7 protein-coding genes are annotated in these 12,535 nt (G+C 42.7%); 5 read left to right on the forward strand and 2 right to left on the reverse strand.

All coding sequences use genetic code 11. From position 1 onward, the window contains the following. A partial coding sequence (locus tag V7K41_RS17330) for an nSTAND1 domain-containing NTPase (RefSeq protein ID WP_442943213.1) occupies window positions 1–3,572 on the reverse strand: 3,572 nt, incomplete at its 3' end. Window positions 3,573–3,708: 136 nt separating this feature from the next. Then, the gene (locus V7K41_RS17335) at window positions 3,709–5,064 is read right to left on the reverse strand and encodes a P-loop NTPase fold protein (RefSeq protein ID WP_334850056.1); all 1,356 of its coding nucleotides are present in this window, start codon (window positions 5,062–5,064) and stop codon (window positions 3,709–3,711) included. 444 nt (window positions 5,065–5,508) lie between these two features. Here V7K41_RS17335 and leuC point away from each other — a divergent pair, with 444 nt between their 5' ends. From leuC to V7K41_RS17360, 5 genes are all read left to right on the forward strand, one after another. Continuing rightward, on the forward strand, window positions 5,509–6,912 hold the full coding sequence (gene leuC, locus V7K41_RS17340) for a 3-isopropylmalate dehydratase large subunit (protein ID WP_334850058.1): 1,404 nt from the start codon (window positions 5,509–5,511) through the stop codon (window positions 6,910–6,912). A gap of 208 nt (window positions 6,913–7,120) precedes the next feature. Next, window positions 7,121–7,729 carry a 3-isopropylmalate dehydratase small subunit gene (gene leuD, locus V7K41_RS17345; protein WP_334850060.1) on the forward strand — a complete coding sequence of 203 codons (609 nt, stop codon included), beginning with the start codon at window positions 7,121–7,123 and terminating at the stop codon, window positions 7,727–7,729. 104 nt (window positions 7,730–7,833) lie between these two features. After that, the gene (locus V7K41_RS17350; protein WP_334850062.1) at window positions 7,834–9,774 is read left to right on the forward strand and encodes a DUF4209 domain-containing protein; all 1,941 of its coding nucleotides are present in this window, start codon (window positions 7,834–7,836) and stop codon (window positions 9,772–9,774) included. Continuing rightward, complete coding sequence (locus tag V7K41_RS17355; RefSeq protein ID WP_334850063.1) at window positions 9,771–10,211, forward strand: type II toxin-antitoxin system VapC family toxin; 441 nt, start codon at window positions 9,771–9,773, stop codon at window positions 10,209–10,211. The genes V7K41_RS17350 and V7K41_RS17355 overlap by 4 nt, the downstream gene beginning before the upstream one ends. Window positions 10,212–10,749: 538 nt before the next feature. Next, window positions 10,750–12,297: a calcium-binding protein gene (locus tag V7K41_RS17360; protein WP_334850065.1), complete on the forward strand. Its 1,548-nt coding sequence runs from the start codon at window positions 10,750–10,752 to the stop codon at window positions 12,295–12,297. Window positions 12,298–12,535: the final 238 nt, after the last annotated feature.

Here is a 12,535-nt window from a genome sequence, read left to right on the forward strand (position 1 = left end):
CCGCTGCTGACATCCCAGATTTTGATGGTCTTGTCAGCACTAGCAGAAGCTAACTGTTGTCCATTGGGGCTGTAGGTGACACTATTAACCGGACTACTATGACCAGTCAGGGTTTTGAGGAGTTTACCGCTGCTGACATCCCAGATTTTGATGGTCTTGTCAGCACTAGCAGAAGCTAACTGTTGTCCATTGGGGCTGTAGGTGACACTATTAACCGGACTGTTATGACCTTCTAATGTATTCACCTCGATCGCACGATTTTCTTTCTTCTCCTTTGGCTTTAAATAAACTGCTTGCTGTAAAGTTGCCACAGTTTGCATTAAGATATCGTTTCTGTGCTGTGCCCAAATTGTATGCTTGAGTTTGCTACCTGCCTTTAAAGCTGCTATTAAAGCATCTGGATATTTTCCAGAGACAGCAAAGGCTTCCGAAGAATTATTGATGGCGCTAATTTGATTAACATTTGCCTCTACTGACCACTGGAATGTTGCCGCTGCTAACCCAGCAAATCCTAAACCTGCGGCCACAGTACCAAAAAGGGCGCGTTTGAGAAAGCTATTCAGTTTCGCCTCACTCAGTTTTCTTTCTTTTCGTTCCTTTTCCAGTTCCGCCATCACCTGCTTTAACTTCGGTTCCTGTTGCTGGCGGATAAAGGTAGCGATGTAGTCATGTACCAGTTGATAACGGTCAGCCGGGTTTTCTGGTAACAAAACCACCAAGCCGGATTGGACAAAAATCTTTAACACTAAATCTAATTTACTGATTTCAGAAGCTTGTTCTGCGCTAGCTTTTGATCCCCCCGCCTGCGGCGACCCCCTTAAAAAGGGGGTGAAGAGAATAAAGCCCCCCTTTTTAAGGGGGGTTGGGGGGATCTCCAAGAAGTACGGCTCAAAATCTGCTTTCAACTCAGCGCGAGTCTTTAAAGGGCGAGTTCCTTTTTCATCGGTCAGTAAATAGAGTAATATGTCTGCTGCTTGCTGATTTTCTTCACCGCAATCATTAACAACTTCATCCAAATAACGCTTAACCAATTCCCCCTTAGTGCCACGCTGTCGATATTCTGCCAGAGTTGTAATATTCTCCGTTTGCAGTTGCGCCCCCACAACCTGCAACTCAATGGGACGAACTTCACCCAATTCGCCGGCTAAATCTTGCACCAGTTGTTCAACTAAAGCATCTTCTAAGTGAAAACTAGTATTTTCAGTTAAACGCTGAATAATTGACTTGGTATCAGCCGGTGAGAAGTTCCCCAACTTGTAAAGCACATTATTACTGAGAATGTCATTGCCAATAATCTTGAGACTGGACAAATCATTGCACTCCAGCAAGTAATGGATGTAATCTACCCGCAGCGATAAGATAACTTTCACTGATAGAACATTCAGACACTCTCCCAGAAACTCAAAGAATTGCTTTCTTTGTGCAGGTTCGGTGTAAACAAAGAAAAATTCTTCAAATTGATCGAAAATTAGCACCGTGCGGAGGTTGTGCTGTTCGTTTTCTTTAAGTCTGGATATTAAATATTGCGGAGTTCCGAGTTCTGAGGGTGAAAGTTGACCTTCTGAGGATGAAAGTTGACCTTCTGAAGCTGAACGTTGACCTTCTGAGGGTGAACGTTGACCTTCTGAGGGTGAACGTTGACCTTCTGAAGCTGAAAGTTGACCTTCTGAAGCTGAACGTTGACCTTCTGAAGCTGAACGTTGACCTTCTGAAGCTGAACGTTGACCTTCTGAAGCTGAACGTTGACCTTCTGAAGCTGAACGTTGACCTTCTGAGGGTGAACGTTGAGGTTCTAACTCTCTCTCATCTCCCTTATCCCTCTCATCTCCGTCATCTCTCCCCAAAAGCTTCCGCAACTCTTCCACCCAGTTGGTGTAAACGCGCATTACCACCGGCAAATAATCTTGAGTACCGATTGCTTTATTCTTTAAAGCTGGTATCAATCCCGCATTCACCAGGGAACTTTTGCCCACACCCGATTGCCCATGAATTACTATTAGCTTATAATCAGGACGACCCATGCGTTCAATTAAACGTTCTACATCCAAGAGGCGACCAGATGCAGCAATTTCTGGGGCAATATTTCCTTGGGGAGAGTTTGAGCGCAATGACTCTACAAATGCCTGTTTTGTAGCTTCTAACTTACCCGCACCAATAAAAGCCCGCAAGCCAAATTGCTGTTCAATAGAACGCCGTTGCTGTTTAATTTTGTATGCTTTGAGATATTCTTTCTGCTCAAAATAAAGCTGCTGCAAAAACCTGAGAATATCCAAGTAAAGCCTGACATCTTCTAGGGGATTCCCCACATTTCTAGCAATTTCTACGCTGAAAGTTGCCTGTCGAATTTGACCTAAGTTGTATTGAGAACGACCTAAAATAAACTGATATAAGCTCAAGTCTTTTGATTTTAAAACCCTTTCGGGAATATCAGATAAAATCTCTGATATATTAGCTGATTCCAGATTTGGAATCGCAGCAAAAACTTCTAATGCTTGCTTAACTAACTGATTTGCTTTTACCCAGTTTTTTTGAGCCAAAGCCACCTCAGCTAAAAAACCGTAATCTTTGGCTAATTCCTTTAGCTGTTTGTTATTTTGATGGATTACTAAAGCTTGTTCCGAAAGACTCTGCAATATTTCCCACTTTTTCAAGTCTCGCAAGATATCACCGAATTTAACTACTGCATTAGCAATTAAGTCTGGATTTTGGAACTGGTTAATAAAGTTTATATACTCTTGAAGATAATGCCAAGTTGTCTGCCAATCTTGACAATTGATATCTTGATGTTTCAAAGCTTTGAGATAACAGCAAAAGGTAATTTCACCGATGATTTTTACCTGTTTTTCTAAATTATGACTGTGCTGCCAGAGCTTATAAGCTTTGTGATAATGCTCTAATGCCGAATTTCTTTGATTATTTATCTGTTTAATAAAACCTAATAAAGATTCTAAGTTAGCTTGAATATCTAAATTATAAATATCTGGCTTTTTAATTAAATCTCTTTGCGCTGCTTCTAACTCATTTTCCAGCTTAAAATATACATTGACGCTAAATTGCAAATTATTACTAAACCATTGATTAGCCGTTTGGATGATAAAATCTACTAATTGCTGTGTTGATATGGCAAAATTTCTCGTAGTTGCCCAACTTTCCAAATCTGGCGCTAGCTGTATTAGGTGTCTGTAAATTTCATCGTCAATCCAGAACACTAAGGGAAAAGCAAAATTCTTGCGAAACTCTTCCCGCACCTGATTAGCAGAGGTTAACATCACAGACAAATTCTGCACTGATTCCAAACCCACAACCATCACGCAAGCTGGTATTTCTTTGCCGAATTCTTCTTGAATCGCAGTATAAAGAGTCCTGTTCGATTGCTGCACCGTCAAGACACGAATTTCAACTTGACAAATTTCTCGCAGTCTGGAGATTAAGCGATCGCGCAAGCTAGCATAATTACACCGTGCCAAAATCAGCTTAAACTGTCCCACAGAGGATTCGATTGCCCAAGCTAATTGTGCCAGAGTGCGATCGCTGTTTACATGGTCATCTTCTGATGGTTGTTCTGGATTCATAAACTTATGTACAGTGTGCGTGTAGGGTGTGTTACCGCGAAGCGTAACGCACCGAAAACCTGAGATGCTGCGTTACGGAAGATGTCGGTTGTGTACTGGGGATGGTGCGTTACGGAAGCCGTAACACACCCTACTGTTAAGGAACATTCAACTCTCTTGCTTCTGCCAAAACTGGATTAACATCAAACCAAGACTCCCCACCATCCCGATATTCAAACACAAACCGACTGCGGATCAGTTTTTGATATCCGTGGTCATCACTCACCTTTTTCCTTTCCTTGACATGACGTAACAATTGCCACTCATCCTCAGAAATCGGTAACATTATTTCATTCCGCCGAGAACGAATTACTTGCTCTAAGGTTTCACGAGTTAGGGGAAGACTCATCTCTTCCATAATCCAGGTATTCAGCAGCCTCAGCACATCCCGCACATGACCACCGCTCATTTTACATAACCGCTCTAGGCTAGTAGCACTATCAAAAATCTCGGTAACTTGATTTAAACGTTCCTGTTCTGTCAAATTAGGAAAAGCTCTCGCTAGTACCATCTGCTGCATGAGTGCCATTCCCTGTGTATGAACACTGCCATCAGTCCTTTGTACAGGTACCATAGGTAACACCTTGGGATCTTCTGGGAAACGCTGAGTTAGCATTCCGTAATCATTGGAAAACTTCAAAGCCAAGGGCATGGTGTAGAGTAGATGACAATTAAGCCTTGTTAAAAACTCACCCTGATCGACAAATAAATATTCCTGCTGTGGACGACCCCAAGGTTTGGCACGATTATCTATGCGGTCAAGATTATCGACAATTACCACCAGACCATTTTTACCCTGCTGTTTGAGTTTAGCGATCGCAGGTTCCAACAATTCTTGATTAATCGCTTCCAGCAGCTTAGTTTTTTGCGGTGCTAAATACTGATTAAGTTTTTCTCGCAGCATTGGGTCATTTTTCATCTTCGCGGTGATTTCACCAATGCCCACAGACAGAGAAAACTTTTCTTTATCTGCGGATAAACCGACATCCCCAACCACCGGAAGCTTAACTTTTCCCGCCGTCACCTCGGAGTTTAAGACCTTCCAAGCACCTTGCAGCAACTCATTAAACTTATTAGGTGCCTCCAAGGTAATTTTATCCAGACTTTGACTTACACGACGAGCGATCGCTAGCAGCACATCAGCAATATCAACATCAGTCATTTCCAAGTCATCACTGGACTCAAAATAGACCACATGAAAACCTAACTTTTCCAGTTCTGCCTGTAACCGTAATAGTTCTGTCGATTTCCCACAACCAATATGTCCAGTAAATAAAGTGCAAGTGGGTTCATTCGGCTTAAAAAAAGTAATTTTCTGCTTCAGCTTGCCAAGAATATCACCACCTCGTACCGAAGAAAAATCTATATAATACTTGCCATCAGAGCTATTGTTGACAAACAGAGTTCTGCTGGGATCGCTAGCCTGATAAAATTCCCGTAAATCTATGGACATAACCTGGTAGTGCAATAATCTGGTATTGTCTTAACATATCCTTGTGGAAAAGGATAAAATTATTTACATCTTTGCATCTCAATATTTCGGATAATTTTCGCTTTTGTTACCTCAAAGGTGATATTATCTCTCTTCTCTCTTCCTCTGTGTTCTCAGCGCCTCTGCGGTTCGTTAAGGAAGATTGAAACCACAGAGGCACAGAGAAGCCAGTGCGTTGCGGTGAATCCAGCGCTGTAGGCGGGTTTCCCGCCGTAGGTGACTGGTGAACCCGAAGGGGGGTCTTCCCCCATCCCCAAAGGGGGCCCCGAAGCCCCCCGTTGTAGCAACTGGCGCGGCACAGAGAAATAAGAGTGTAAAGATGTAAGTAATATGAAGCGATCTGTAAAAACCAAGACTTTTTTTTGATACTATTTAAGACCGGACTCTTTAAATATTGATTGACGTATGAGCAAAGGTACCCTGTTTGACAAAGTTTGGGACTTACACACCGTTGGTACACTTCCCTCAGGGCTAACGCAACTATTTATCGGGCTTCATCTAATTCATGAAGTCACCAGTCCTCAAGCCTTTGCTATGTTACGCGAGAGGGGTCTAAAGGTACTCTTTCCACAGCGTACCGTCGCCACAGTCGATCATATTGTGCCCACAGAAAACCAGGCGCGTCCCTTTGCCGATAACTTGGCAGAGGAAATGATTCAGGCGCTCGAAAATAACTGTCAAGAAAATAACATAACTTTTTACAATATTGGTTCTGGCAGTCAGGGTATAGTTCATGTTATCGCTCCAGAACTTGGACTCACCCAGCCAGGAATGACGATCGCTTGTGGAGATAGTCATACTTCCAGTCATGGGGCATTTGGTGCGATCGCATTTGGTATTGGTACTAGCCAAGTTCGGGATGTTCTCGCTTCCCAAACCCTCGCCCTCTCCAAACTGAAAGTCCGCAAAATTGAAGTTAACGGCACTCTTAACCCTGGAGTTTACGCCAAAGATGTAATTTTACATATCATCCGCACCCTTGGTGTTAAAGGTGGCGTGGGCTATGCCTATGAATTCGCAGGTACGACCTTTGAGCAAATGAATATGGAAGAGAGAATGACTGTCTGCAATATGGCGATCGAAGGCGGTGCTAGATGCGGCTATGTCAATCCCGATCGTGTCACCTACGATTACCTCAAAGGCAGAGACTTTGCACCCAAATATGCAGATTGGGATCAAGCAGTGGCTTGGTGGGAATCCATCAAGAGTGATACTGATGCGCAATATGATGATGTGGTCGTATTCGACGCTGCGGAAATTTCTCCTACCGTTACCTGGGGCATTACTCCCGATCAAGGTATTGGTGTCAACCAGTCAGTACCTCAACCAGAAGAACTGCTGGAAGAAGACCGATTTATTGCCGAAGAAGCTTACCGCTACATGGATTTATATCCTGGTCAACCCATCAAGGGCACAAAAATAGATGTCTGCTTTATTGGTAGTTGCACCAACGGCAGAATTAGTGATTTGCGAGAAGCCGCGAAAATCGCTAAAGGTCGCCACGTTGCAGAGGGAATCAAAGCCTTCGTTGTCCCTGGTTCGGAAAGGGTGAAGGAAGAGGCAGAAGCTGAAGGACTAGATAAAATCTTTCAAGAAGCCGGATTTGAGTGGCGCGAACCGGGCTGTTCTATGTGCCTAGCCATGAACCCTGATAAGCTACAAGGAAGACAAATCAGCGCTTCTTCCTCCAACCGCAACTTTAAAGGAAGACAAGGTTCCTCTTCTGGTCGGACATTGTTAATGAGTCCGGCGATGGTCGCCACTGCTGCGATTAAAGGCGAAGTCTCTGATGTGCGCGAGTTGTTGTAATTTACAAAGGGCCATTGGGCATGGGGCATTGGGCATTGGTTATGAATTATTCTCCTTTGCTCCTCTGCCCCAGTCTCCAATCCCCAGTCTCCAATCCCCAGTCCCCAGTCCCCAGTCCCCAGTCCCCAATCCCCAATCCCCAGTCCCCAGTCCCCAGTCCCCAATCCCCAGTCCCCAGTCCCCAGTCCCCAATCCCTTTGTCAAGTTTATGGTGAGTGAAGTTAAAACAGTTTCAGGGCGCGGTATACCCTTAGTGGGTAATGATATAGATACCGATCGCATCATTCCCGCGCGATATTTGAAAGCCGTTACCTTTGATGGGTTAGGTGAAGGCGCATTTATCGACGATCGGACAGCACTTCAAGGCAAACATCCCTTCGATCAACCGCAGTACCAAGGGGCAAATATTTTAATAGTCAATCGTAACTTTGGCTGTGGTTCATCACGGGAACATGCACCCCAAGCGATCGCAAAATGGGGAATCCAAGCTTTAATTGGTGAAAGCTTTGCCGAAATCTTTTTTGGTAACTGTGTGGCAATGGGCATACCTTGTCTGACAGCCGATGCTGTTAGTGTTAAACAACTGCAAGATTTAGTCGCTGCCAATCCTCAAGCCGCCGTAACAGTGGATTTGGAAACCTTGCAAGTGCAAATTGGTGATTATATTGTTTCAGTTGCGATCGGTGAAGGTACAAGAAGCACATTTATTTCTGGAACTTGGGACGCTTGCGGTCAGTTGGTAGCTAACGCCGACCAAGTTCGGGCAACTGCTACAAAATTACCCTACGTAAGTTGGGGCAATTTAGCCGCAAGTTAGTATTCTCTCATTCTCTGGCTCTGCCGGGGAATGTTAATTTATAGATTTTACCTACATTATTTTAGATTTGGCATAGTAGACATATAGCTCAGTAATTCTAGACTATGCCATTAATAAACCCTCCTCTTACTAAAGAAGATTTTATTAACTCTCGCTGGCAGGACGTAATTAATAGCAGCCAGAGAAAAGAGTGTGGTGCTTACAACAGAGTCTTCTGGAACAAGGCACAGGAAGCAAAAGAGGCAGAAAATGTCAGAGAACAGTCTGTCTTTGAGATTCTGGCGTTACTGACTGGTGCTGCAATCAAGCCAGAATCTACAGAGGAATTTTTTGCTAAAGTTTTCCAAAATCTTACTGATGAACATTTAAATTTTCTTACTGAAATTGCTCCTGAAGTATCAGATCCAGAACTTGAAGCACGAATTGCGGACATTCTCTGGGTCAAAAAGCGCAATTATCGGATGGCACAGTTAGCAGTTACAGCCTACTTACAATCTGCCACAGAATTAGAAGATCCTGAAAAGTGGAGTTGGTGTTTCAAGAGGATTGAACGGGCACTTCGGCTAGCACGCAAAATTAATTATCAAGCTGAATTAGTTGTCGCACACATAGAGGCAGTTCTTGATCGTTACAACGGAGAAGATCCACTGTGGCTGTCAGCAAAACTTATGGAGCTTTTACAAGAATACAAACTCGGTAATCCGACTAAATACGCTGCTCTAGCTAAGAAAGCCGCAACCCTAGCAGAATCAAACAATGATTGGCGTAGAGCTAGAAACTATTGGGAAATTAAAGCACAATGGCATCGTTTTGAAAAAGATGAAGAGAAGGAACGTACAGCACAAATGCAGGCGGCTGAAACTTATGTAAAAGAAGCTGAAGATAGCCTTAAGGGTACAGATCCAAGCTACCTGCGTGCATCACATTTTATGGAGAAAGGTTTTGAAGCTTTTATGAATGTCCGAGGTACTAAGCAAGAAACTATTCCTGCAAAAGAAAAAGCTGAGGAGGTTCGCAAGCTTCTTAGCCAGTATCAGGAGCAATCCATAAATGAGTTAGTTTCTATGTCTTATGAAACAGATATTACTGCTCAGGTGAATATAGCTAGATCACACGTTAAAGGGAAAGAATTTGATGATGCACTCTTTTCTCTAGCATTTATAGGAACACCACCTAAAGTCTCCCAGCTTCGACAAGAGGTGTTAGAAATAGCTGTTGAAAATCCCATATATCATTTATTCCCATCTTCAATGATTAATCAGATGGGTAAAGTTGTAGCTCGTCAACCCAAGTTAGGCTTATCCAATAATCCAGAGCAGGTAGAAGAATCAATTCGTTTTGAGATGTATAAAAATGCAATCTACTATCAAAAACTTCACGCTCAAGCTTATATCGAACCAGCCAGGTATCAAATAAATATAGAACATAGTCTACAAATAAAAGACTTATTTCCAATTGTTTCAAACAACCCCTTTGTCCCAGCAGGGAGAGAATATCAGTTTGCGAAAGGGCTTTACGCTGGACTAACAGGAGATCTGCTTACATCCACCCATATTCTCATTCCTCAAATTGAGAATTCTATTCGTTATTTACTGCGAAGGCAGGGTGCGCTACCATCAAAAATTGATATCGATAAGGGAATTGAAGATGAACGTGATTTGAATACTACTCTTTTCCCCCGCAACTATCCACAAATAAACTCAATTTTTGATGAAGACACACTTTTTGATCTCCAGGGTTTACTAATTGAGCGTTCTGGTTCAAATTTAAGAAACCGCATGGCTCACGGTTTAATTAATGATAGTGAGTTCAACAGCCCTATTATGTCTTACTTATGGTGGGTCACATTACGGCTTTGTTGTTTGCCAATCTTGCAACAGCAACAGCAGGTTAAAGAGTCCAATCCTTGGGTTAAATTTGATGGAATTTTCAAAGATGACCCACTTTTTGATGATTTTGTAGAAAATATGGCTGTAAATCGACGTGAATTAGATGCAGAAATCACTGCTTATGAAGCTTCTTTAGAGGAGAATCAGTCAGCTTGAGCCAATATATCCTCGATACCGATCATGTTACTCTTTCTCAACATGGTAATTCTAAAATTCTACAACGCGCTCAAGCTGTCGGAAGTTCCAACATATTTATTACAACAGTCACACTAGAAGAACAGTTGAAAGGCAGACTAGCTTCTATTAGCAAATGTGCTACTAAATCAGAACTGCTAGCAGTTGCTTATCGAAATTTGCGAATAACCCAGATTTACTTTTGTAGTATGAATTTGCTGGATTTCGATGACGCAGCATACAGTTACTATCAAAGTTTGCGCCAGCAAAAAATCCAGATAGGTACACAAGACTTAAGAATTGCTGCGATCGCTCTGGTTAACGAAGCAATTTTAGTTACTCGCAATCATAGAGATTTTAGCAAAGTTCCTAATTTATGCCTTGAAGATTGGACTATGGATGGGTATAAAAACACATGACACTAAATCCTGTCTTGAATGTAATGTCTATTACACTACGTAAGATATTGATTGTACGTTTTGTTCTAACGCTTGAAATTATTTTTTGGCATTGCTTTTAATAGGATTTGGCTCTTTTCATAAAAGTGATTTCCGACTGTGTAATCAATACATCTGAAGCGATGGATATACTTAGGCATTAGGTTGTAAATTTAAGATAGATATTTAATCCTCGCAGATCAGAAGCACTATTTTAAACTTTAACTAAAATAGCTCAAACAGTCATAAGCTAGCTTGCAAAAGGCATTCACGAGCTCTTCTCTCTTTTTAAAATGATGTGAAAAGGTCAGGTCTGTCTCTAAAACTCATAGTGAAGAAATTTTACAAAAACCAATCTTCTGCATAAAAGAAGAACATATCTCTGATTAATACTTAGCAGCTAAAAACTATAAGTTTTGTAGTTCGTAGAGAGAAACTAGTACTTCCATACATTTCTTAAAAATGAAGTATTAGGAACTCATTGTTTACTTAGATAAATTAAGAATTAGGAGTATTAATCATGGCAGTAAGTTGGATTCCAGGCCCAGGGCCGACTAATGGAGCAGATGTAGGTATTAGTAATGCCGCTTCTGATAACTTCAATGGTTTGGGTGGAAATGATAGCCTTTATGGAAATGCTGGTAACGACCTGTTACAAGGTGGCGATGGTATCGACTATCTATCTGGTGGGGACGGGAACGATACCATACTTGGAAATCGTGGCAACGACACCTTCACTGGTGGAAACGGCAACGATCGCCTAATCTGGAACAATGGTGATGGTAGCGACAGAATCAGTGGTAATGCTGGCTATGACGTGGTTGAGGTCAACGGCGCGGGTGTGGGAGACAACTTCCGCCTGCAACAAGATGCTCAAGGTAGAGCAATCTTCGATCGGCTGAACTTGGTTCCCTTCACTCTAACTGTAGACAGTGCAGAGAGGTTTGAAATCAATGGTGGGGGTGGTGATGACATCCTCGCTGTCAACAACCTGTCAGCAACTTCTGTAAATGCGGTATGGTTCACAGGCGGGGCTGGAAATGATGTGCTGGATGGTAGTGGCACAGCGACACCTTTGAGAGCCTTTGGTGGTGAGGGTAATGACAGTTTGACAGGTGGTACTGGCAACGACAATCTTTATGGCGATACTGGTAACGATCTGTTACGAGGTGGCGATGGTATTGACTATCTATCTGGTGGGGACGGGAACGATACCATACTTGGAAATCGTGGCAACGACACCTTCACTGGTGGAAACGGCAACGATCGCCTGATCTGGAACAATGGTGATGGTAGCGACAGAATCAGTGGTAATGCTGGCTATGACGTGGTTGAGGTCAACGGCGCAGCAGCTGCGGGAGACAACTTCCGCCTGCAACAAGATGCTCAAGGTAGAGCAATCTTCGATCGGCTGAACCTAGTTCCCTTCACTCTGACTGTAGACAGTGCAGAGAGGTTTGAAATCAATGGTGGTGGAGGTGATGACATCCTTGATGTCAATAACCTGTCAGCAACTTCTGTAAATGCGGTATGGTTCACAGGCGGGGCTGGCAATGACTTTCTTGATGGTAGTGGCACAGCGACACCGTTGAGAGCTTTCGGTGGTGAGGGTAATGACATTCTCTATGGTGGTGCTGGCAATGACAACCTCTATGGAGATGCTGGTAACGATATATTACGAGGTGGTAAAGGTAATGACATCCTGACTGGTGGTGCTGGTAGCGATCGCTTTGTATTCAACTCAGGTACTGGGTACAATAGTGCCGATCTAGGTGTTGATAAAATTACTGACTTCAGCAACTATAGCGATAAAATTGTCCTCGATAAGACAACTTTTACCGGACTCAATAATTTGTACCAAATTACGATAGTAGCTAATGATGCAGCAGCTGCAACTAGCTATGGACTCATTAGTTATAGTCTTGGAACTGGCAACTTGTTCTTCAACCAAAACTTGACATCACCAGGCTTGGGGACAGGTAGTTTGTTTGCCAACATTGATAACGATAACAATCAATTCACAGCCCCACCATTATTATCAGCTACAAACTTTGAGATCGTTGCGTAAACATCTCTCAAAATCCATAGAGAAGCTAAGGCATATCTGCAAGCTTGCAGCTAAATCCTAATAGCCACAATCACCAACATTGCTAATTAGGGATAATTGAATCCTCCTCATACTTCAAGTTAGGGGAGGATTATAATTTATCTTGTCGCAGGTAACACGACACAAACAGCCTTGAAAGTCTCTTGTTGTGCTTATTTTTTATGAGTTAAATCTATATAGATACGCAAAACTTAGGGTT

Source organism: Nostoc sp. (assembly GCF_036917415.1).
In the GTDB taxonomy this organism is placed as follows: domain Bacteria; phylum Cyanobacteriota; class Cyanobacteriia; order Cyanobacteriales; family Nostocaceae; genus Nostoc.